Source organism: Austwickia chelonae NBRC 105200, assembly GCF_000298175.1.
Lineage (GTDB): Bacteria > Actinomycetota > Actinomycetes > Actinomycetales > Dermatophilaceae > Austwickia > Austwickia chelonae.
Window position 1 is genome coordinate 243162 of record NZ_BAGZ01000005.1, and the last position, 23552, is coordinate 266713.

Annotated in this window: 15 protein-coding genes; 4 read left to right on the forward strand and 11 right to left on the reverse strand. The window is 65.1% G+C overall.

Features of this window, described 5'->3' with window-relative positions; all coding sequences use genetic code 11:
- Window positions 1-107 precede the first annotated feature (107 nt).
- Complete coding sequence (locus AUCHE_RS04365; RefSeq protein ID WP_006502061.1) at window positions 108-428, forward strand: putative quinol monooxygenase; 321 nt, start codon at window positions 108-110, stop codon at window positions 426-428.
- Between the two features lie 78 nt (window positions 429-506).
- Here the strand turns inward: AUCHE_RS04365 and AUCHE_RS04370 are convergent, their stop codons facing one another.
- Entirely contained in the window at window positions 507-1865 is a 1359-nt protein-coding gene (locus AUCHE_RS04370) for an FAD-dependent oxidoreductase (protein ID WP_040321564.1), read from the reverse strand.
- 457 nt (window positions 1866-2322) lie between these two features.
- Here AUCHE_RS04370 and AUCHE_RS04375 point away from each other — a divergent pair, with 457 nt between their 5' ends.
- Window positions 2323-4197, forward strand: a complete 1875-nt coding sequence (locus AUCHE_RS04375; protein ID WP_006502063.1) for an AMP-dependent synthetase/ligase — start codon at window positions 2323-2325, stop codon at window positions 4195-4197.
- 71 nt (window positions 4198-4268) lie between these two features.
- Here the strand turns inward: AUCHE_RS04375 and AUCHE_RS04380 are convergent, their stop codons facing one another.
- The 6 genes from AUCHE_RS04380 to AUCHE_RS04405 form a co-directional block, all read right to left on the reverse strand.
- Complete coding sequence (locus tag AUCHE_RS04380; protein ID WP_006502064.1) at window positions 4269-5579, reverse strand: bifunctional o-acetylhomoserine/o-acetylserine sulfhydrylase; 1311 nt, start codon at window positions 5577-5579, stop codon at window positions 4269-4271.
- 228 nt (window positions 5580-5807) lie between these two features.
- Window positions 5808-9143, reverse strand: a complete 3336-nt coding sequence (locus AUCHE_RS04385) for a TM0106 family RecB-like putative nuclease (RefSeq protein WP_006502065.1) — start codon at window positions 9141-9143, stop codon at window positions 5808-5810.
- A complete protein-coding gene (locus AUCHE_RS04390; protein ID WP_006502066.1) occupies window positions 9127-10905 on the reverse strand; it encodes a dipeptide ABC transporter ATP-binding protein in 1779 nt (592 codons plus the stop codon). Before AUCHE_RS04390 ends, AUCHE_RS04385 begins: the two co-directional genes overlap by 17 nt.
- On the reverse strand, window positions 10902-11783 hold the full coding sequence (locus tag AUCHE_RS04395) for an ABC transporter permease (RefSeq protein WP_006502067.1): 882 nt from the start codon (window positions 11781-11783) through the stop codon (window positions 10902-10904). Before AUCHE_RS04395 ends, AUCHE_RS04390 begins: the two co-directional genes overlap by 4 nt.
- Window positions 11780-12730, reverse strand: a complete 951-nt coding sequence (locus AUCHE_RS04400) for an ABC transporter permease (RefSeq protein ID WP_006502068.1) — start codon at window positions 12728-12730, stop codon at window positions 11780-11782. Before AUCHE_RS04400 ends, AUCHE_RS04395 begins: the two co-directional genes overlap by 4 nt.
- 7 nt (window positions 12731-12737) lie before the next feature.
- The gene (locus AUCHE_RS04405; protein WP_006502069.1) at window positions 12738-14264 is read right to left on the reverse strand and encodes an ABC transporter substrate-binding protein; all 1527 of its coding nucleotides are present in this window, start codon (window positions 14262-14264) and stop codon (window positions 12738-12740) included.
- A gap of 207 nt (window positions 14265-14471) precedes the next feature.
- Between AUCHE_RS04405 and AUCHE_RS04410 the strand changes: the two genes are divergently transcribed.
- Window positions 14472-16280 (forward strand): AMP-dependent synthetase/ligase, encoded by a 1809-nt coding sequence (locus AUCHE_RS04410; RefSeq protein WP_006502070.1) that lies wholly within the window; start codon window positions 14472-14474, stop codon window positions 16278-16280.
- A gap of 63 nt (window positions 16281-16343) precedes the next feature.
- Here the strand turns inward: AUCHE_RS04410 and AUCHE_RS04415 are convergent, their stop codons facing one another.
- Entirely contained in the window at window positions 16344-17597 is a 1254-nt protein-coding gene (locus tag AUCHE_RS04415) for a DUF445 domain-containing protein (protein WP_006502071.1), read from the reverse strand.
- Window positions 17598-17742: 145 nt separating this feature from the next.
- Between AUCHE_RS04415 and AUCHE_RS04420 the strand changes: the two genes are divergently transcribed.
- Window positions 17743-18930, forward strand: a complete 1188-nt coding sequence (locus AUCHE_RS04420) for an FUSC family protein (RefSeq protein WP_143114873.1) — start codon at window positions 17743-17745, stop codon at window positions 18928-18930.
- A 78-nt stretch (window positions 18931-19008) separates the two neighbouring features.
- On the opposite strand, the gene AUCHE_RS04425 is transcribed toward AUCHE_RS04420, so the two are convergent.
- The 3 genes from AUCHE_RS04425 to nrdR form a co-directional block, all read right to left on the reverse strand.
- A complete protein-coding gene (locus tag AUCHE_RS04425) occupies window positions 19009-19719 on the reverse strand; it encodes a DUF6308 family protein (RefSeq protein WP_006502073.1) in 711 nt (236 codons plus the stop codon).
- Between the two features lie 192 nt (window positions 19720-19911).
- On the reverse strand, window positions 19912-22809 hold the full coding sequence (locus tag AUCHE_RS04430) for a vitamin B12-dependent ribonucleotide reductase (RefSeq protein ID WP_006502074.1): 2898 nt from the start codon (window positions 22807-22809) through the stop codon (window positions 19912-19914).
- An 85-nt stretch (window positions 22810-22894) separates the two neighbouring features.
- The gene (gene nrdR, locus AUCHE_RS04435) at window positions 22895-23359 is read right to left on the reverse strand and encodes a transcriptional regulator NrdR (RefSeq protein WP_006502075.1); all 465 of its coding nucleotides are present in this window, start codon (window positions 23357-23359) and stop codon (window positions 22895-22897) included.
- Window positions 23360-23552 lie beyond the last annotated feature (193 nt).

Sequence of the window (23552 nt, forward strand, 5' to 3'; positions counted from 1 at the left end):
TCGGCGCATGCTGCGGTGCCAACTCTTCACCCCTCGAGCAATGAGCGCACCCGGACCCGGCATCGCTCGGCACATTCTCGACGGAGGCCGCGCCTAGGCTGACCGTCATGATCCTCATCAACGTGAAGTTCCCCGTCAAGCCCGAGTATGCCGACCGGTGGCCAGAGATCTCACGCGAGTTCACCCAGGCCACGCTGGCCGAACCGAAGAATCTCTGGTTCGAGTGGAGCCGCAGCGTCGAGGACTCGAACACCTACGTGCTGATCGAGGCCTTCGAGGACGACGGCGCCGAACCCCATGTTCAGAGCAGCCATTTCGCGCAGATGCAGCAGGAATTTCCGCAGTATCTGTCCGCGACCCCGCAGATCATCAACACCCAGTTCGAGTCGACCGGATGGGGGCCTATGGGAGAGCTCACCGTCGACTGACGCGTTTGTCCCACCCGACGACGGGGCCGCCCCGGACCTCCGCGTCCGAAGGGCGGCCCCGTCCCTGTCGCGGACGGTTCAGATCAGCGGAGCGGTCGTGGCCAGAACCTCGTTGAAGGCCTCGGTGCTGGAAGGATGCGTCCAGATCCCGTCCCGCAGATCCTCCACCGTGGCGCCCAAGCGGATCGCCAGAGCCACCATGTTGATCAGCTCCTGCGAATCCGTGCAGAAGAGCGTCGCCCCTAGAACGGTGTGCTCATCGGCATCGATCAAGAACTTGATCAGCCCGTGGGTCTCGCCCAGGATCTTCGGGCGCGGCATCGCCGCGATGGATGCGACCTTCTTCTTCGCGACCACGACCGTCCGCCCCGATTCACGGGCCTCCTGTTCGGTCATACCCACCTGAGACAACGGCGGACTGATGAAAGTACTGCTGGGCACTGCCCGACGGTCAGAGCGTCGACGCTCGCCCGAACCGGCCAGGGCGTCCCAGACGATTCGGAAGTCATCGAAAGAGATATAGGTGAACTGAGGTCCGCCGTTCACGTCCCCGACCGCGAAGACGCCCTCGGCAGTCGTGCGCAGCTGGTCGTCCACCAGCACGTAACCTCGTTCGTCGGTATCGATCCCTGCAGTCTCCAGACCGAGACCAACTGTGGCAGGCGCCCTGCCCGTCGCAACCAGCACCGCGTCCGCCTCGAAGCAGGCGTCGCCAGCCCGCACCTCCACCGAATCCCCCAGATCACGGAATTCCTCGATCTGCAGACCCTGCCGGATGTCGACGCCCCGGTCGGTCAATGTGGCGCGGACCTCCACCGCCACGTCCCGATCGACTCTGGGAAGGAACTCGGCGCCCGCATCGAGGACGGTCACCGACGAACCGAAGTGAGCGAACATGTTCGCGAACTCGAGACCGATGAAACCCCCGCCCACGACCACCAGCCGCTCCGGCATCGGATCCACCTGTTGGATCGTGCTGGAATCGAAGATACGAGGACCCTTCGACCCCGGCACCTCGATCGTGCGGGGAACCGCCCCGGTACCGATGACCACCGTCCCGGCTTCCACCGTGACCTCATCGCCGTTCCGCTCGACCACGACCCGCTTCGGCCCGACGAAACGCGCATTCCCGTCGAGCACGGTGACCGAGGACGACGAGGCCAGCAGCGCATGGTTCGCACGGTTCAACGCCCCCACCAAGGCATTCCGACCTGCCACGGCCTCGGCGAAATAGGTGGCCGGATCGTCAGAATCACGACGCGTCTCTGCGGAGACGATCAGATCCTTCGTGGGGACGCAGCCCACATTGATACAGGTCCCCCCGTACATCTGCGGAGATCTCTCCACCAGCACCACCGAACGACCGGATGCGGCCAGCCGGGCAGCCAAGGTTTTCCCGGCCTTACCCCATCCGATCACCAGTATGTCGACCTGCACGTCTCCCACCCATCTCTTGGTTCCCGAACCCCGGAAACGTGGATTCCCTACGGGACTCCGGACGCCACCGTGCTCGATGTCCTTGACGGGCCACGACCGGACATCCACCGCCGCCGTGGCCAGGCCCTCTCCGCGATATCAGGGAAACGGACAGGGCTGCGCGGTGAACAACGGACCATGCCCCTGCACCATTCCCGAGCTCATGCGCAAGCCCGTCCACAGATCCGCTCTCACCGGGTCCCCGCCCTCCGGAGCACAGAGATCACCGACCGAGGCGACGATCCCGGAACAAGTCACACCCCGACAAAAGCCCCAACACGCATCCATCGATGAGAGCCTGAAAGCCAGCCCTAGAGCGGATGCACCGACGCGCCGCAGCAGCGTGCCGTCCGAGGACGAACACGATGTCGCCCACCAGGTCGTCCCGCCCGACATGGCATGGAGCGAAGGAGTCGGCATGAGCAGTTCCGAAGCGACACAAGAAAAGATCGATCGAGAGATCTTGGAGAACCGCAGGCCGAGCATCGCACACGTCTTCCGCGACCGGGTCCTTGCCTCAGGAGACCTAGTCGCCTACAAGTACTTCAAGGAGGACACCCTCGTCGATGTCACCTGGGCGGAGACCAGGGATCTCGTCTGGGCTTGGGCTGCCGGCCTGCTCGCTCTGGGCGTACGGATCGGCGACCGTGTCGCCATCGCCTCCGCGACCCGCTTCGAATGGATCGTCGCCGACCTGGCGGTGATGTGCGCAGGGTGCGCCACCACCACGGTCTACCCCACGACGAATGCCGGCGACGTCGCCTATCTCCTGGCTGATTCCGGCTCCGGCATCGTCTTCGCCGAGGATGCCGGCCAGGTCGCGAAATTACGGACCCGACGTCACGAGATCCCCCAAGTCACCCGGGTCGTCTGTTTCGACGATGCGTCACTGTCCGACAACGATGACGGCTGGGTCATCACCGTGGACGAGCTCGCCGAGATGGGGGACGAATTCCTCCACCACCGTCCCACCGCCGTCGACGAACGCATCGACGCACTCACCTCCCGGCATCTGGCCACCATCATCTACACCTCTGGGACGACCGGGCCACCCAAGGGGGCGGAGCTCACGCACGACGCCTTCGTCTGGGCCGGAGCAGCTATCGCCTCGATCAACCTGATGACCGAGGACGATCTGCAATATCTGTGGCTGCCGCTCTCCCACGTCTTCGGCAAGGTGCTCTTGTCCATCCCGATCCAGATCGGCTTCCCCACTGCGGTGGACGGGCGGTTGGACAGGATCGTCGACAATCTGGCCGTCGTCCGGCCTACGTGGATGGGCGCGGCCCCTCGCATCTTCGAGAAGGTGAAAGCCAAGGTCGGCATGACCTTCGACGAAGCCACCGGGGTGAAGGCCGCCCTCATCCGCTGGGCGCTCGGGGTCGGCCAACAGGTCGCGGTCCATCGGCAGGCAGGGCGGAAGCTACCGCCTCTGCTGCTGATGCAACATGCTCTCGCCGACGCTCTCGTGCTGAGCAAGGTCAGAGAGCGATTCGGCGGCCGGATCCGTTTCTTCATCTCCGGTTCGGCCCCGCTCGATCCTGAGGTGGGCTGGTGGTTCGCTGCTTTCGGGCTGCTCATCTGCGAGGGTTACGGGTTGACGGAGACTGCAGCGCTGACCACCGTCAACCGCCCCCATGCCGGCTGCTTCCGTTTCGGATCCATCGGTTGGCCGGCACCGGGGACCGAGGTCAAGATCGCCGCGGACGGTGAGGTCTTGGTCAAAGGGCCGGGGGTCATGTCTGGTTATCACCACAAACCTGAGGCCACCCGCGAGGTGTTCACCGAGGACGGTTTTTTCTGCACCGGTGACATCGGGGAGATCGACGACTACGGATTCGTCACGATCACCGACCGGAAGAAGGACCTCTTCAAGACTTCAGGCGGCAAGTACATCGCGCCGGCCCAGATCGAAGCCCAGTTCAAAGGACTGTGTCCCTACGTCAGCCAGTTCCTGGTCATCGGAGCCGGCAAGCCCTTCGCGAGCGCTCTGGTCACACTCGACGAGGAAGCGATCGCCGCCTGGGCTGCCAGGAACGGGATGGCAGGCTGCTCCTACGAACAGGTCGTCACCTCGCCTGCAGCGCGCGAACTGGTCCAGGGGTACATCGACCAGTTGAACGCGGGGCTCAACCGTTGGGAGACCGTCAAACAGTTCTCCCTCCTGGAGCGCGATCTGTCGATCGAGCACGAGGAGCTGACCCCGAGCATGAAATTACGTCGACGGGCCGTGCTCGAGCATTTTCCCGAGCACATCGAACGGATGTACGACGAGTCACGTCGACCCGGTTAGGTCACGCAAATTTTTCCCCGGAGCCTGTCCCGGGCATCAGTCGTGGTGTCCGGGACAGGCTCCAGTCCGTGTCAGGCCGCAGCAGCGGCGAATCCCCGGTCGAGATCGGCAAGGATGTCGTCGATATGTTCGAGACCGACAGCCAGACGGATCAGACCCGGCGTAACTCCCGCGCCTGCCCGGTCTTCGTCGCTGCCCTGGCTGTGCGTGGTCGACGCGGGATGGATGACGAGGGAACGCACGTCGCCGATGTTGGCGACATGGCTGTGCAGTTCCAAGGCGTCGACGAAGCGTCGGCCTGCGTCCAAGCCACCGGTGATCTCGAAGCTGAAGGCCGCGCCGGACCCTCTGGGACAGTATTTCCTGGCCCGTTCGAAATCACGGTTCCCTTCGAGCGAGGCATAGTTCACCGACTCGACCTGCGGGTGCCGGCTCAGATGTTCGACGACCTTACGGGTGTTGTCGACATGCCTTTCCATCCGGAGGGAAAGTGTCTCCAACCCGAGGGACAGCAGGAAGGAATTGAAAGGGGAGACAGCTGCGCCCGTGTCCCTCAGCAGATCGACCCGTGCTTTGAGGATGAACGACATGTTCGCGCCGAAGGGCGACCCCACACCGAGGTCACGCCCGTAGACGAGTCCGTGGTAACTCTCCGCGGGTGTATTGAACTGCGGGAACTTCTCCGGTTCCCGGGTGTAGTCGAAGGTCCCGGCGTCGACGAGCGCGCCGACGAGCGAGGTGCCGTGTCCGCCGAGGTACTTCGTGGCCGAGTGGATCACCACGTCTGCGCCGTACTCGATCGGACGGATCAGATAAGGCGTCGCGACCGTGTTGTCGACGAACAACGGCACTCCCGCTTCGTGGGCGATCCCCGCGACGGCCTCGACGTCCAACACCTGCTGGTCGGGATTGGAGATGGTTTCACCGAAGGCGATCTTCGTATTCGGACGGAAAGCAGCTCGCCACTGGTCGAGGTCGGCCGGGTCCTGCACGAAGGTCGTCTGGATACCCAGGCGTGGAAGCGTGTACTTGAGCAGGTTGTACGTGCCGCCGTAGAGTGCCGCGCTCGCCACGACGTGGTCGCCCGCCTGGGCGACGTTGAGGATCGCGTACGTCGTCGCAGCCGTTCCGCTCGCCACCAGCAGGGCGCCGACCCCACCCTCGAGGGACGCGAGACGGTTCTCCACGACCTCGGTGGTCGGATTGCCCAAGCGGGTGTAGATCGGTCCCAGGTCGGCGAGGGCGAACCGGTTGGCCGCGGTCTCGGCGTCCTGGAAGACATAACTGGTGGTTTGGAAGATCGGCAGCGCGCGTGCACCCGTCGCCGGGTCGGGGCTCTGTCCGGCGTGGATCTGGCGAGTTTCGAAGGCCCAGTCGGTCATGTCGCTCCTTGGGACGAGAAGTGGCACGTGCCTCGCGCACCGCGGCGGATGGTGCGGGGTCTCGAAACGTCCACGGCGGACCGTGCACCGACCAGCGAGCCGGGGATTTGTGCTGACACCTCCAGCGTAGCGAGAAAGGTCTGGAGGCGAGGTCTCCGTCTTGGGCGGGGGCTACAGGCAGAGGCGAAGGCCCGGCAGGGTGTCATCCGCTACCGGGTATGCCCGCTGTTAGACCGTCTGTGCCTGTGCGGTGAACAGGCACAAGGCGTTCACCAACCGGATCTGTTCCGGTGTCGCGGCGGCCGCATCCAGCAACGAGGGCGATCCGACCCATACCGCCAGCGCTTTCGCACGGGATACCGCGACGTTCAGCCGGTGGACGTCGTACAGGAAGGAGATACCTCGGGGTGCATCCAGGGCGCTGGAGCTGCCGGTCGAGTAGATGACGACCGGGGCCTGCTGCCCTTGGAAGGCGTCCACCGTGCCGACTCTGATCTCGTCCGGCAGCCGTGACCTCAGCCGGGCCACGTGGGCGTTGTACGGCGCCACCACGAGGATGTCCGATGCTGTCATCGGGTGGGCCCGTCCTTGGGCGTCGGTGAACTGTCCTCGTAGCAGATCGTCGATCAGTCTGGCCACGGTCTGGGCTTCTTCGTCGCTGTCCTGAACATTCCCCTGGTGGGGCACCGGTACATGCCGTAATCCCGACCCGTGTACTGAGCCTGGGGCCTGCACCGACTGTTGTTCGCGGTCCGGTGCAGTTCGCAGACGCCCGTCGTAGCTCAGCTGGGACACGAATGCGGTGACCTGAGGGTGCATTCGGTAGGTGACATCGAGGAAGAGACCCCGGTCAGGTGGGATGACGTCGTGTCCTCCGATGAGGTGGCCCAGTGCGGAGACCCCGGCCCCGTGCGGGTGGTCGGTCTTGGTGGGTTGGGTCAGCTGTTGGGGATCACCCAGGAGAACCACCGAATGTGCCGCGTTGGCGACCGATACAGCGTTGGCCAGGGAGAACTGGCCTGCTTCGTCGATGACCAGGATGTCCACGGAGCCGGTCATCTCCTCGCGGGCCCAGAGCCAGGCCGTCCCACCGACGAGCTGTGTCTCCCCTGCGGCGAGGGCGTTGCCGATGGCTTTGTTGTCGGCGACCTGGACGACTCCGGACGGGTCCTGCGCCCCGGTCGGGACAGTGCCGACCTTGTGCAGCGCAGGTCGTCCGATCTCGTCGAGGAGGTTGCGGATCACCGCATGGGACTGTGCGGTGACACCGACCTTGTGTCCGTGGTCGAGCAGCGCCCGGATCAGTCGGGAAGCGGCATAGGTCTTGCCTGCGCCTGGTGGTCCTTGGACGGCGAGTACGTTCCCGCCCAGGGAGGATCCCACCCTACGGACCGCGTCGGCAGGGCTCTCCCCCGGTCGGAGGGCCAAGTCGTCCGGAACCTTCCTGGTGACGAGCGCGATCCCGGTGGGTGATCCGCCGGCGAGGAGTTCTTCGGCCTGGCGGATCAGCGAGCTCCGCAGGACGGCGTTGTCGATCGGGCCGGAGGGCATGATGCCGCGTGGCGCCGCCGGGTCGAGCGAGGCTTTCCGGGAGAGCACGATCTCTCCTCGGCCGGTGTCGATCTCGATGATCTTCCCGCAGGATGCCCGGGTGTCCACGTCGTGGGCAGCGGAGTCGATCTGGAGCTTGCAGGTCTGTGGTGGGAAGGAGTATTTCCAGAACCGACTGGTCGCCCGCCCGTTCTTCCCGGTTCGTTCTCCCGCCGGGATCGGGGAACCGGGTCGTCCGATGGCTGCGGTGTCTTCGAGGAGCTCTTCGTCGCTCATCCCCGCCCTGCGGAAGAAGTCCCACCAGTCAGGACGGTCCTCGCGTCGATGCCACCCGATCAGCCCGGCGAGGAGGTCGTGCCCTGCGGCGAGCAATTTTTCCGCAAGTTCTCTTTCAGCGGCAGCCGATTCGCTCTCAGAGATTTCCTCCAACGAGTTCGATGAAGGTCGTTCCGGAGGGTTTTGCCCTGATTCGACGAGACGCCCGGCCAGCTCGTCGCGGCGTTCCTCCAACCAGTCGTGCAGGGCCAGGGTCGAGCGGACGTCTTCCCGGTTGTACTCCGCGATCCGTCGGAGGATCTCCGCGTCCCCTGACTCGAGAAAGCGTTCGTACTCCACGACAGAGCTCATCGCGTCGGCAACCTCGTCACCTTCGCCGTGGCGGATATGCCCCCAGTACAGGTCTTCGAGCTTCTTGATCGAGTACGACGGTTTGCCCACGAGCAGTCCTTGTCGGACCACGGCGTAGAGGTCGACCAGTCGACCGCCCCGCAACAGCGCGTCCAGCTCGGATTCGCCGACCCCGTGACGGCCGGTGAGCCTCTTCAACGCGCTCTCCTCGTAGGGCGCGTAATGGTAGACGTGCATGCCCGGGTACTGATGCCATCGCTGGACCAGGAACTCCAGCAGGTCAGCCGTCAGGCGGCCTTCTGCCGGGTCGTCATGTGCCCACCAGGTGTGGAAGCCGCCGTCCCGGTCGTAGAGGCCGGCGAGATATTCCCGCCCTGCACCGTCACCGGCGAAGGGATCTCCTTCGAAGTCCAGGTAGACGTCACCTGGGTCCGGCAGCGGCAGTGAGGCGAGGCCTTTCCCGGGGACATGGGGAAGCAGGTCGTAGCGTGGCCGGCCGTCCTCCCGTTCGGCGATCTGGATCCCGGCCTGACGACGTAGTCGTTCATAGGTGCCCCGTCCGACTCCGGGAATCTGTTCCTCCGTGGCCGCGGCGAGTCCCGCTACCGTCTTGATCCCCGCAGCCTGCAGAGCTGCCCGGTGAGGATGTCTCATCCCGGCGACCAGGCTCAGATCGTCGGTGTCCTCCCAGGTCCGTTGGCAGTCGGGAAGCCAATGGCAGCGGGCGCAGTGAGCGACGGGGTGACCCTCGGTGTGCGCGGACGGGTCGTCGCTCACTGCTGCTGCGACGAAGGTCTCCAGGCCTGCGCGGGCCCGGGCTGCGTAGGCGGCGACATCGTCGGGTCGCCACACCTGTTCTTCACCGTTGCCGGTGATCACGGTCAGCCGCTGCGGTGGCACCCCTTGCAAGGTCTCCAGTCGCTTTGCATAGGTGGAGAGTTGGAGCAGCGCTGCGGTGCTCAGATGGCGAGAGAGCTTCGTGTCGACCAGGTCGTAGGCCCATTGGCCGAAACGGGAGGAAGCCTGGGTCTCCTTGATGAGGAAGTCCGCGTAGCCCAGCCAGGTCCCGTCGTACAAGGTTCCTTGGTAGATGACATCGACTCCGGCGCGCATGGCGTCGACCGTCCGCGCCTCGGCCAGCCGCAGGTCGGGGTGTCGACCGATCTCGACGATCCGGCGGCCGTCGGATTCCAGCCGTCGCAGGTACTCCCGCTCGTGGGCCATGCCCCGCGCCGAGATCAACATCAGTTGGTCGTCCGCGCTGCGGGGAGGCGCCGGCTTGAGGCCTCGAGCGACCTCCAGGTCCTGCCTGCTGGCGTGCGGGCAGGCGAGGAAGGTGGTCAGATCGGTCGGAGAGAGGACGATCCGGTCATCGTGTCGATGCATCGGCGTTCTCCGTGGGGTGTTCCTCCGCCCGGGCTGCAGCCAGGTCGGCAGCCGTCACCCCGGAGAGCGCACGCTCCACGGTGGGGATGCTGGCGACGAGACGACGGGTGTAGGGATGTCGAGGGTCGGTGTAGATCTGCCCGACCGGCCCTTCTTCGACGATCTGCCCTGCTTTCATCACGACCACACGTTCGCAGACATGACGGACGACGGAGAGATCGTGCGACACGAAGACCAAGGTGAGCCCGAGATCGTCGACCAGGTGGTCGAGGATGTCCAGCACCTGTGCCCGTACCGAGACGTCCAGCGCGCTGACCGGTTCGTCGGCCAGGAGGATGTCCGGCTCCGGTCCGATGGCGCGTGCGATGGAGATCCGCTGCCGTTGTCCGCCAGAGAACTGGTGGGGATAGCGGGTGGCGCTCTCCGGCGCGATCCCGACGGAGTCGAGCAGGGACCAGATCCGTTCCCGGTGTCCTTCGCATCCGGTCGCCAAGAGAGGTTCCCGTACCGACGAGTAGACGCGCATCCTCGGATCCAGGGAGCCCATCGGATCCTGGAAGACCATCTGCAGGCTGGCACGCAGGAAACCGAGTCCACGCTCGGGGACGCCGGACACCTGGCGTCCGTTCACCAGGACGGCACCCTGGGTGGGGTGGTCGATCCCTGCGATCAATCTCAGCAAGGTCGACTTCCCGCAACCAGACTCGCCGACGATGCCGAGACGTTCCCCCTTGTGGACGGTCAGGTCGACGTCCCGCAACGCCGTCACCACGGGGGGTGGCTCCCGCAAGGAGATCCGAGGTCGCCGGTACTCCCGGGTGACCGATCGCACCTGGATCAGGGAGTCGCCCTTGCCCGGTGTGCGGCCCTCGGCCCGGTCCGGGTCCCGGCCGGTGGAGGTCGGTCGGGCAGCGGCGGGACCGGTTTTCCGACGTTCTTCCAGGTCTCGCAGTTCGGAGGCAGCGACGAGACGTCTGGTGTAGTCGTGGACGGGAGAGGACAGCACCTCTCGCACGTTCCCGGTCTCCACGACACGTCCGTCGTACATGACCACCACTCGATCACAGACCGTGGCGATCACCCCCAGGTCGTGACTGATGAAGAGCAGTCCGGCCCCGGGACGGGAGACACCTCGTACGACCAGGTCGAGCACATTGGCCTGAACGGTCACGTCCAGGGCCGTGGTCGGTTCGTCGCAGATCAACAGGTCAGAGGAGTTGGCCAAGGCCATGGCCAGGACCACCCGTTGACGCTGTCCGCCGGAGAGCTGATGGGGGTAGGCGCGAGCAGCATGTTCCGGGTCGGGGAGACGCACATCTGTCAACAGGCGGATCACCTCACGGTGCGCTCCGGCCCGGTTCGTACGGCCGTGCAGGAGCATCGTCTCGGCGACCTGCGTTCCGATCCGCATCGTCGGGTTGAGCGCCGTCATCGGTTCCTGGAAGACCATGCCCATCCGAGAGCCCCGTAGTCTCGACAGGTCTTTCTCCCCCAGGTCGAGCAGGTTTCCCTGCACACCGGCGAGGTGGATCCGACCGGTGGCGTGGAGGTTCTCGTCGAGCAGCCCCATCACGGCCAAGGCGGTCAAGGTCTTACCCGAACCTGATTCGCCGATAAGGCCGACCCGTTCTCCGCGCCGTACCGTCAGGTCGATGTCGTGGACGAGCTCTCGACGGAACGTGGCGATCCGTAATCCCTGGACCTGCAGGAGCGCATCGTCGTCCGGTTCCCAGCCGTCGGTGCGGGGCGGCATCGTGGTCATCGACGGCCTTCCAACCGAGGGTCGAGCAGGTCTCGCAGACCGTCTCCGAGCAGGTTGAATCCCAGGACCGCGACGGCGATCGCCGTACCGGGGAAGAAGGCCAGCAAGGGCTCGGTGGACAGGAAGTCCTGGCTCTCCTGCAGCATCCGCCCCCACGACGGCGTCGGTGGCGGTGTACCGAGGCCCAGATAGGACAGGGCCGCCTCGGCGAGGACCGCCATCGCGAAGGACACAGAGACCTGGACGATCAGCAGACTGGCGATATTCGGCAGGACGTGCTGCCGCGCCACAGCCAGGGACGACCGGCCTGCCACCCGCGCAGCGGACACGTAGTCGCTGGCCATCACCGCGAGCGCGCCTGCGCGGGCCACCCGCGCGAAAGCCGGGATGTTGGCGATACCGATCGCAACCATCGCCATGCCGGTACTGGCACCGAAGACAGCAGTCGACATGATGGCCAGCAGCAGTGCAGGAAAGGCGAGCAGGACGTCCGAGGTCCGCATCACCAGTTCGTCCAGCCATCGTCGGGAGGACATCGCCGCGCTCAGTCCCAGTGGCACACCGACCCCGGCTGCCACCGCCACCGCGACCACGCCGACGAAAAGGGTGGTCCTGCTGCCGTGGAGGATCCGGGAGAAGACGTCGCGTCCGAAGGCGTCGGTGCCGAAGAAGTGTTCCCCGCTGGGCGGGAGCAGACGGGGGGTGTCGTCGATGAGAACCGGGTCGTAGGGGGTCCACAGAAAGGACAATGCGGTGGTGGCCAGGAGCGCCCCGACCAGGAATACCCCTGCTACGAGTGCGCCCCGGGGCAGACGTCCACGGATAGCGCCGGGAGCGATCTCGGGCGCGGGAGGGAGCGGGAGCTGTTTCTCGGTCATCGTCGTGGTGCTCTCGTCCGTGGGTCGATGAGGACGTGGAGGGCATCGGTGAGGAAGGAGATCACCAATACGACCGCGACCAGAAGCATCACCACGTCCTGGACGACGATCAGGTCGCGTAGGCGGACGGCCTCCAACAAGAGACTTCCCAGCCCATGGACGACGAAGACCCTCTCGACGACGACAGCGCCGATGAGCATGGCGGAGATCTGTAACCCCAGGACGGTCACCACGGGAACGCCTGCGTTACGTAGACCGTGCCGGATCAAGGCGCGGGTGGGGGTGAACCCTTTGGACCGGGCGGTACGCATGTAGTCCTCGCGCAGGACGTCCAGGACGGCGCTGCGGATGTATCGGGAGAGGACGGCGGACTGGATCAGCCCCAGGGAGAGCGCGGGCAGGGCCAGATGTTCCAGGAAGGCGAGGGGATCCTGCGCGGGTGCGACCCAGCCGGAGGAGGGCAGGAGATCCCACCGTACGGACACCAGGGCGACCAAGATCATCCCGGCGAGAAAGGCCGGGATCGCGATGCCGACCTGGGAGAGTGCGGTCAAGGCGATTCCGTCCAGGTGACGGTGCCGAACGGCCATGACGGTGCCGAGCGGGCCGGCGACTGCTGCGGCGACGAGGAGCGCTGCGCCCACGAGCCATCCGGTGACTGCGAGTGCGTCGAACAGTCGGGGTGCGATCTGCTCACCGGTGACATAGCTCGCGCCCATGTCACCGGTGAGCAGCCCGGCCATCCAGGAGGCGTACTGGGTGAGGAGGGGTTCCTCCAACCCGTACTCCTGACGCAGGCGGGCCACGGAGTCCTCGGATGCAGTGATCCCCAGGGCGACTCGTGCCGGATCGCCGGGGAGTACCTGCATGAACCCGAAGACGACGATGCTGCTGACGAAGAGACTCGCCAGCAGGATCAGGCCGCGACGGGCGAGCGTCAATGCCATCGGGTCGTCACGAACGGGTGACGGCCGTCACGTCGAAGGATTCGCTGAGCAGGTTCTCGGGTAGGCCGGCGATGCCTTTCTTGGCCACCATGAGGTTGGGCATGAGGAAGAGCCAGTCGGAGGCGGAGTCCTCGGCGATCATGCGAGCGGCCTCTTTCATCTTGGCGATCTGTGTGGCTTCGTCGCCGCTGTCGGCGGCTTCGAGCGCAGCGGTGACTGCAGGGTTGCGGTAGTGGATGTAGTAGTCGGGGTTCCCGTAGACCTGTGCGAGGTCGCGGGGCTCGACGTGCGCCACGATCGACGCATCGTAGTCACTCTTCTGCAGGACGTTGGTGAGCCACGCGGGGAATTCCAGCTGGTCGAGTTTGACCACGAAGCCGACCTGTTCGAGTTGGCTCTTCACGATCTGCCCGCAGGACACCGCGTAGGGGACGGCAGGCAGTCTCAACCGGATGGTGACGGTGGGCATCTTGGCCTGTGCCAGGAGGTTCTTGGCCTTCGCCGGGTCGTAGGGCGCGATGGTGGTGAGGTCTTCGTACCACGGGTCGCTGGGCGGGACCATGCTGCCGATGGTCTGTCCTTTGCCGCCCCAGCATTTTTCGATCAGGCTCTTGCGATCGATGGCTGCGCGGGCAGCCTGGCGGACCACCTTGTCCGCGAAAGGCCCGCGGGCGTTGTTGAAGGACAGGACTACTTCACTGTTCGTGGTTCCGTTGACGGTGACATATTTCTCAGTGTCCTTGAACCGGTCGACGGCATCCGGCTGGACGACGGAGAGCACGTCGATGCTTCCGGTGAGCATGGCGTTGTTCAGGGCCGAGGTGTCGGCCATGTACTTGAAGGTGACTTTGTCGTGGTGCGGTTTGGCACCCCAGTAGTCCTTGTTGCGGGCGAGGACCAGAGAGTCCCCGGGGGTCCATTTCTCGACCTTGTACGGGCCGGTGCCGACCGGTGTCTTGGCGAGATCGCCGACGCCGGTGCGGGAGAACATGGCGCCGACCCTGGTGGCCGCCATTCGGAAGAGCCAGTCGTTGCTGGGTTTGTTCAGGAAGATCTGCACGGTCTTGGGGTCGGCGACCCGGACGTCCTTGACCATCTGCATCGTCTTGGCGACAGAAGTCGTCCAGTCCTTCTTGGCACGTTCGACGGAGAACTTGACGTCTTCAGCGGTGAACGCTGCGCCATTGGTGAACTTGGCGTCGTCACGCAGTTCGAAGGTGTAGGTGAGCCGGTCGGGCGAGACCCGCCAGGAGCGGGCGAGTCCGGCACCGATCCTCCCGTTCTGGTCGACTTTGACCAGTCCTTCGTAGACGTTGGTGAGCAGGGCCTGGGGAATTGCGGCTCCGTCGGTCTTCGTGAAGTCGAGGGAAGCCGGCGGGAGAACCATGCCGACGGTGAGTGACTGCCCGTTTCCTCCCGAGCCGTTGGCGCCGCCGGGACCCGGCTGCGACGATCCTGCGCTGCAACCGGCGATCAGGCCGGTTGCGACCGTGACCGCCGCGAGGCTGCGTACGCGGCGGGGCTTGTGCGTCATTCCTGTCCTCCGTGTGTGTGCCCCCGCTTCGCGGGGCTCGCTCGATCGTATGCCGTCCGCGATCGTGTTCTTGCCTCGCTGCGCCTGTGGGAGACAGGTGAGGCGATCAGGCGACTCGTCGCCGAAGCGGATTCATTTTCCAGGACACCCAAGTTACGGTCCAGTAGGTTACGGTGGCGTAAGGTGGTTCACCACGAAGGAGGGCCCATGGAACACCCACATCTGATCGGCCTGATCGACGAGTCTGCCTCGCACCACGGACACCGCACCGCACTCAGCGTCAAACGCTCCGAACAGTGGATACGGCTCTCCTACACCGCACTCAAGGACCAGACCCGGCATATCGCCAACGCTCTCGTCCGAGCAGGCATCGCCCCCGGCGACCGAGTGGCCGTCTTCGCCGGCAACAGTCCCGAATGGACGCTCGCCGACCTGGGCATCATGACTGCAGGCGCCATCACGGTGACGATCTACCAGACGTCCAGTCCCGAGCAGGTCCGGCACATCCTCGCCGACTCCGGAGCAGCCATCGTCTTCGTCGGTAGCGCCGCCGAAGCCCGGCGACTGGCCCCGGTCCGAGAGGAACTCCCCGAACTGAAGAAAGTCTTCTCCCTGTCGACCTCCGCCGAGGACGTGGAGAACGCGCCCCCGGGACTCATCGACGGCACCCTGGCCGACCTGCTCGCCCAGCCCACAGACCCCGAGGTGGCCTCCACCGTCGAAGCCCACCTCCGAACGATGGGGCACGACACCCTGGCCACGATCGTCTACACCTCCGGCACCACCGGCGAACCCAAGGGCGTCTGCCTCAGCCACGGCAACATCCTCGCCGAGGTCCTGGCCATGAAGGAACGCTTCCATCTGAGCCCCGGCCTGCGCAGCATGTGTTTCCTGCCGCTGTCCCACGTCTTCGAACGCAGCTGGACCCTCGTCGTCCTCGCCAACGGTATGGAGAACATCTACGTCACCAACCCCCGGACCGTCGCCGAGGCGATGGTCGAGATCCGACCCGACGCCTTCTGCTCGGTCCCCCGCCTCTACGAGAAGGTCTACGCCGTCGCCCACGAGCAGGCCGGCACCGGAGTGAAACGGAAGGTCTTCGACTGGGCCGTCCGCACCGGTTTCGCCACCCAGTCCCGTCGACGCGCAGGCAAGAGTGTCCCCGCGCATCTGCTCGCCGCGAATGCCATCGCCGATCGGCTCGTCCTGCATCGGGTCAGGGACGCCGTGGGCGGCCCCAAGCGACTCATGGCCAGTGGTGGAGCAGCTACGCGCCGCGAAGTCATCGAATTCTTCCTGGCAGCAGACCTCGAGGTCTACGAAGGGTACGGACTCACCGAGACCGCACCCATGGTCAGCTGCAACTCCGTCGGCCAGGTCCGCATCGGTTCCGTCGGTCGCCCCATCCCACGCTGCGAAGTCCGGATCGCCGACAACGGAGAGATCCTCGTCCGCGGACCCAACGTCTTCAACGGTTACTGGCACGCACCGGAACTCACCGAGGAGGTCTTCACCGACGGCTGGTTCCGCACCGGCGACATCGGCCACCTCGACGAGGACGGTTATCTGTATGTCACCGACCGACTCAAGGACCTGATCATCACCGCTCAGGGAAAGAACATCGCGCCGGCCCCGCTGGAGAACCACCTCTCCGCCGACCCGCTGATCGAGTCCGCCGTGGTCGTCGGCGACAACCGCAAATACCTGGTCGCTCTGCTGCAGCCCAACTTCGCAGGTCTGGAAGAGATCGGACACAGCCGCGGCTGGCCCGTCAGTGATCGGAACGCACTGGTCCACCACCCCGATGTCCAAGCACTCTACGAACAGAAAGTGACGGCTGCCGGCCAGGGGATGGCCCGGCACGAGCAGATTCAGAAATTCCGGCTGCTCCCCGGGGACCTGAGCGTCGACTCAGGTGAGATCACCCCCACATTGAAGGTGAAACGCCGGATCGTCGCAGAGCACTTCGCACATCTCATCGAGGACATGTACGGGCCGGAAAGCGCCCGGGTCTGAACCTCGCCGGGCCAGGTCCTCTTGGCTGCGGCTGCACGTCGCAGCCAAGAGGACCCTCGGGGCTCAGCCGGCGACCATCTGGCTGAAAGTATGGATGAGCAGGCCCGCCAGGCCACCGACCAGCGTGCCGTTGATCCGGATGAACTGCAGGTCCCGCCCCACGTGCAGTTCGATCTTCTCCGCTGCCTCCTGGCCGTCCCATCGGGCGATCACCTGGGAGATGATCGGTGCAAGCTCCCCGCCGTAGCTGTCCACCATGAAAGCGATGGCATCACCCGCACGGGCGTCCACCCGCTCCCGCAGGTCTTCCTCCGTGGTCAACCGCTCCCCCAAGCGTCGTAGTTCTTTGGCGATCCTCGATCGCAGCAACCCTTCCGGGTCCTCCAACGCACGTTGCAGGCCTGCGCGGAGCACCTCTGCGATGGCCAGTGCGGCATCGGAGGTCTGAGGGTGAGTCAGCAGTCGACTCTTCAACGTCTCAAGACGCTCCATCGTGGCGGGGTCCTGCTGCATGTCACGTGCCAGGTCGCTCAGCAGATCGTCCAGGGCTGCACGGATCCGATGATCCGGGTCGTCACGGACCGCGCACACCCAACTGACCGCTTCGAGGTGTGCCCGGTCGGCGATCATGCCGTTCACCCATCCCGGAGTCCATCCGGGCGCCCGCTCCCCGACGATGGCATTGAACGTCTCCGGGTTGTCCCGCAGCCAGGCATGGGCCTCGATGACCAGGAGGTCCACCAAGGAGTGGTGCAGGCCGTCACGGACGATCTCGGCCAGCAAGGCACCTGCCACAGGGCTCAACGGTTCGTCGTCCAGCCGAGGAATGACGGAGTGCTCGACCAGGGTGCGCAGGTCCTCGACCTCGACCCTGGTCAGGGCGTGCGAGAGGACCTGCGCGGATTCGTCGGCGAGTCGGCGGGCGTTCTCCTCGTCGTCGAGCCAGACACCGAGCCGCCGACTCACGTCGGCCGACATGAAACGCTCGCGAGCGGCCTCACCGGTCAGGAAGTTCCCGGTGACGAAGTCCTCCAGGCCTCGGGCGAAGGTGTCTTTCTTCTTGGGTACCAGGGCTGTGTGCGGAATGGGGATCCCCAGGGGATGACGGAAGAGTGCTGTCACGGCGAACCAGTCGGCCAGCGCTCCGACCATGGCGGCTTCAGCAGCCGCGTTGACATAACCCCAGAATCCGCCCTGATGCAGAGTGGCCAGGAAGATCAGTGCGGCGATCACCAACAGGGAAGTGGCGATGCGCCGCATCCGAACGAAGTCGCGACGACGTTGTTCGTCGGCGACGGACAAAGCGATGGTGGGCATGCGGGCATTCTTCCAAGGGTCGTGGCATCCTGCGCGTGTGCACTCTGCTTACCTCAGGTCATTACGGGAAGCCCTGTCCCGGAGCCGCTTCCGGGCCCTGGAGCCGTCAAGACTGCGCAGACGCTCGGTACCGACCCTGTGGACGGTGTCCCGCCTGACCTCGGCTGCGGTCCTGGCCTATCTCCTGGCGGTGGCAGTGAATCCCGGACTGACCGACCTGACAGGTCCGCTCACCGCGCTCCTGGTGGTCCAGACGAGTCTGTACGCCACCTTGAAGATGGGGGTCTTCCGCATCCTGTCCGTCCTGACCGGAGTCCTCGTGGCGATCGCCGTCTCCGCCTGGGTCGGTCTGTCGTGGTGGAGCCTGGGCCTGGTGATCGCGGCCTCCCTGTTGATCGGATCGCTCCTCCGCCTGGGGGACAACCTCCTGGAAGCCCCGATCAGTGCCATGTTGATCCTCGGCGTCTACGCCCATGACATCGCAGCGGAGACTAGGGTCCTGAACACGTTGATCGGCGCGGGCGTGGGGGCGGCCTTCTCCTTGTTGCTTCCGCCTTCGGTGGCCCCGCACAGCGCCGAGGAAGCCCTGTTGGAGGTCGCCGAGGAAACCGCGGAAGCGGTGCGTCGTTCCGGCAGGGAGATGGCCGAACAGCTCGACCGGCGACGGGTGACCTCTTGGCTGCACGAAACCCATTCATTGCTGCCACTGGTCGAATCGGCCGCGGAATCGGTGGCCCAGATCGAAGAGAACCGTCGCCTCAACCCGCGCGCCCTGGTCCGTGCCGATGTGGTCCCCATCCTGCGCAGCGGAGTATCCACCTTGGACCGCACGATCCTGTCCCTACGGGCGATGTTCCAGTCCCTGGAGGACGAACTCCCCGTCACTGCAGGCCACCCCTCGGCCCGCGGGGTGGGCTATGACGACGAACTCCGTGGAGCTTTCTCCGTCGTGCTGATCGATATGGGCGATGCCATCGCCGCCTTCGGCACCTTGGTGGTGGCCGAAGCAGAAGGACGCCAGGACGAGGCGGAAGAAGCACTCGCCGAGACCTTGGAGATCCTGCGGGAGACCCGGGCCATCCTCACCGACCTGTACTTCGTCGACGGGCGGGACAATCCTTCGGCCTGGCTCCTGAGAGGATCGGTCCTGGCCTCCATCGAGGCGGTTCTGCGCCATCTGGACGTAGAAGAGCGCTCTCGCCAACGGGCTCGGCGAGCCGAGACCGAGCGGGCCCGTAAGGTGCACGTCATGCCGAACCTTCCGCGGATTCCCGGCGTGCGGGCGACGAAGAGCGACCCACCGTCCTCGGGCGGCGACCGCTCCGACCGCTGAGCTGTCCTTGCCGGAGGCCCCCGCGACACCTCGGTGGGCCCCGAACCACGAAAGGGTCGGGGGCCCACCGAGGACGTCTCAGAAGCGGTGCGGGGCGTGCATCCACACCGCGACATCGAGATGACGCAGCAGATGCTTCGGATCCGGCACGACTGTGCCTGGTTCTTCCGCAGTACGTTCGATGAGTCGCGTGAGGTGTTCACGGACGTCGTCATGCCCCAGCACCCAGGCGAAGACCTGCCAGTCGACCTGGTAGCGCGAAGGCCACAACCGTAGGTAACGGCAGACGACCTCGTCGCGTACCGGGAAGAGGTCAGGGCGTTTACGAGCGCACAATTTCGCAGCCGTGGCCCAGTTCACCTCGTAACGTTCCCGGGTCGGCGGAACCAGTTCCCTTAAGTACTCGTACAGTTCGACCATATTCGCCAGGGTCTCGGGCGTTGCCTCCTCCAGTCTCGCGTCCACGGGGAGGCGCTCGACCGAGAGCAGTTCGTTGATCTTCTCCCGGGTGGGCCCGGGCTCGAGGAGCGCCCGTACCGCGCGCGGAGGGATCTTCACGTCGAGGAGAGTGACGGCAAGCAGGTCCTCGCAGTCGATGCTCTCCGGATCGGACCGACAGGCGTCCACGAATGTGGCTCCTGCAAAATTGGCATCCGGAGTGTAATACCGGGTGAGACGTTCTGGCGTCCGCGGATCTCGCAACGCCGTCCAGACGCGGTCCAGAGCAGGTTCTAGGTACAGGTCTGCATTGCGCCAACCCTCGGTGACCGGCAACCGATCGTTCGCCATGTCGCTACCTTTCGCGGACGTATCCAACGGCGGCACAACATCTGAGCTGCGCTGCCCAGGGTCAGCATAGCCAGGTCCCACGAAGGGGCGCGCACCGCAGGGGGTTCCGAGGACTGAGCTGCGACAGGCCGGTGGGGTGGTGACGACAGATCTGTCGTCACCACCCCACCGGTGCCCCGTGCGTCACAGAGGTCAGCTGCACCCTGAGGTGCTACCGCACCCTTCACAGACGTAGCAGCTTCCTGCCGGACGCATCTTCGTCCCGCAGGTCATGCACATCGGGGCGTCGGCGACCTTGCCCTGGAACTGTTCCATGAGCTCGGCGGAGCTGTGGATCTTCACGTCGACCTCGCGGGCCGCGGCGGCTCCGCTGTCCGAAGAGACCTCGATCTTGCGGTTCTCCCGGCGGGCGAGATCCCGGCGCAGACTCTCCCCCGCGCTCTGGGAGAAGTTCTCGATCTCCTCCTCGATCTCCTCCTCCGCGTCGGTGATCGGAGCGTAGGATCCGGTCTCCAACTGACGGGCCCGTTCCTCCGCACTGTGGATGCCCATGAAGGAACGCGACTCGAAGTCCAGGTAGTCCAGCGCCAGACGACGGAAGACATAGTCCATGATCGACTGGGCCATGCGGACGTCCGGGTCGTCGGTCAGCCCGGCAGGCTCGAAACGCAAGTTGGTGAACTTCTCCACATAGGTCTCCAGCGGCACGCCGTACTGCAGCGCGACCGAGACCGCCAAGGAGAAGGCGTCCATCAGGCCGGCCAGGGTCGACCCCTGTTTGCCGAACTTCAGGAAGATCTCACCGAGCCCACCGTCGGGATAGGTCGACGCGGTGAGATAGCCTTCAGCACCACCCACGGTGAACGAGGTCGTCATCGACTCCCGACGTTTGGGCAGACGCTTACGCACCGGACGGTACTCGATGACCTTCTCCACCACGGGCACGCTCTCCTCCGGGGCCACGGTCTCCTTCTTGGAGGCCTTGGCATCGGACAGCGGCTGCCCCACCTTGCAGTTGTCCCGGTAGACAGCCAGCGCTTTCAAGCCCAGCTTCCAGCCCTGCAGATAGACATCCTCGATGTCCTCGATGGTGGCGCTCTCGGGCAGGTTCACCGTCTTGCTGATGGCTCCGGAGAGGAAAGGCTGACAAGCGGCCATCATGCGGACATGGCCCATCGGGGAGATCGCCCGTGCACCCATGGCGCAGTCGAAGACCTCGTAGTGTTCCGGTTTCAACCCAGGAGCGTCGATGACATGGCCGTGATCGGCGATGTACTCGACGATCGCCTCGACCTGTTCCTCCTGGTATCCCAGCTTGCGCAGAGCCCGCGGGATGGTCAGGTTCACGATCTGCATCGACCCGCCGCCGACCAGCTTCTTGAACTTGACCAGCGAGAAGTCCGGCTCGATACCGGTGGTGTCGCAGTCCATCATGAAGCCGATCGTGCCGGTGGGGGCCAGCACGGACGCCTGGGCGTTCCGGAAACCGTGCTCGGCACCGATCGCGACCACGTCGTCCCAGGCTTTGGTGGCCTCGGCGTGGATGCCTCGGTCCATGTCGTCCAGGGTGCGGATCTCCGCGTTCGCGGAGCGGTGCATCTGCATGACCCTCTGGTGAGCTTCGGCGTCGCGGGCATAGCCGGTGTACGGCCCGACGATCCCGGCCATCTGGGCAGAGCGACGGTAGGCGGCTCCGGTGAGCAGACTGGTGATCGCGGCGGCGAGGCTTCGTCCGCCCTCGGAGTCGTAACCGTGCCCGGTCGCCATGAGCAGCGCACCCAGGTTCGCGTACCCGATCCCGAGCTGACGGTAATCGACCGTCGTCTTCCCGATCGACTCGGTCGGGAAGTCGGCGAAACAGATCGAGATGTCCATCGCCGTGATGACGAGTTCGACCACCTCCGCGAAGGTCGCGGCGTCGAAGGTGTCGTCCGACCGGAGGAACTTCAGCAGGTTGAGGCTGGCCAGGTTGCAGCTGGAATTGTCCAAGGACATGTATTCCGAGCAGGGGTTGCTCGCCGTGATCCGACCGGCTTCCGGGTTGGTGTGCCAGGAGTTGATGGCGTCGTCGTACTGGATGCCGGGGTCGGCGCACTCCCAGGCCGCCTTGGCGACCTTGCGGAAGAGGCCACGGGCGTCGATCTCTTCGATCACCTCACCGGTCATCCGAGAGGTCAGCCCGAAAGCTGCGCCTTCTTCCACCGCCTTCATGAAGGTGTCGGAGACCCGCACGGAGTTGTTCGCGTTCTGGTACTGGACGGAGACGATGTCACGACCGCCCAGGTCCATGTCGAAACCAGCGTCGCGCAGAGCACGGATCTTGTGCTCCTCGCGTGCCTTCGTCTCGACGAACTCCTCGATGTCGGGGTGGTCGATGTCCAGGACGACCATCTTCGCCGCGCGCCGGGTCGCTCCGCCGGACTTGATGGTCCCGGCGGAGGCGTCCGCACCGCGCATGAAACTGACCGGGCCAGAGGCCGTGCCACCGGAGGACAGGAGTTCCTTGCTGGAGCGGATCCGGGAGAGGTTGAGGCCCGCACCGGAACCCCCCTTGAAGATGAATCCTTCTTCCTTGTACCAGTTCAGAATCGACTCCATGGAGTCGTCCACGGACAGGATGAAGCAGGCGCTGACCTGTTGCGGACTGGAGGTCCCGACGTTGAACCAGACCGGAGAGTTGAAACTGAAGATCTGGTGGAGCAGACAGTAGGTCAGCTCGTGTTCGAAGATCTCGGCGGCCTCGTCGTCGGCGAAGTATCCGTGTTCCTTGCCCGCCAGCACGTAGGTCAGTACGACCCGATCGATCAACGTCTTCAGGGAGGACTCACGCTGAGGCGTACCCACCGCACCGCGGAAGTACTTCGTGGTGACGATCGTGCTGGCGTTGACCGACCAGAAGTCGGGGAATTCCACTCCGTGCTGCTCGAAGATGGTCTCGCCGGTCTTCCAGTTGGTCTGGACGACGTCACGCCGCTCCCAGGTCACCGCCTCGTAGGGATGCACTCCGGGAGTGGTGAAGATCCGCTCCACGCGCACGCCCTTCGCCGAGCTGCCTTCCGCTCGGGCGCGCGCGCCCGTGGTTTTCGTCATGGCTGTTCCTTCCGTCCGGAATGGTGCGGATTCGCTGTGGTGGTCGGCGCGGGGTGTCGCCGATCCGAAGTTCGGTGATGACGCGTCAGGCGTCTTCGGAGGGCACTTTCTCTGCCCGCAGCAGAGCGATGGCTCCTTCGAAGTCCTCGAGCGAGTCGAAGGCCTGGTAGACGGACGCGAAACGCAGGTAGGCGACCTCGTCCAGTTCTCGAAGAGGAGGGAGGATGGCCAGACCGATCTCATGGGCGTCGATCTCGGCGTGCCCCTGGGCTCGTACGGTTTCCTCGACCCGCTGGGCCAGACGCGCCAGGTCGTCCTCGTTGACCGGCCTTCCCTGGCAGGCCTTCCGCAGACCGGCGACGATCTTCGCCCGGCTGAACGGTTCACCCACGCCGGACCGTTTGAGCACGGTCAAGCTGGCGGTCTCGATGGTGGTGAAGCGGCGCTCGCAGGAAGGGCACTGGCGGCGGCGTCTGATGACGGTGCCGTCATCAGATGTCCGGCTGTCGATCACGCGACTGTCGGTGTGACGACAAAACGGGCAGTGCAAAGCGCCTCTCCTTTCGGTGGTCCCGGTCGTGGGCCGGATGCGCGGCTGGCTTCCGTGCCGTGAGTCCCCTCGCCGAGGGGCGATCCGTGGATGATCCTGTGGACAAACTGTGGAGAAGCCACCATAGCCTGAGGACTACATGTGGATAAGAAGCATGTCGATCACCACTAGATGTAGGGATCGTAAGGCCGCA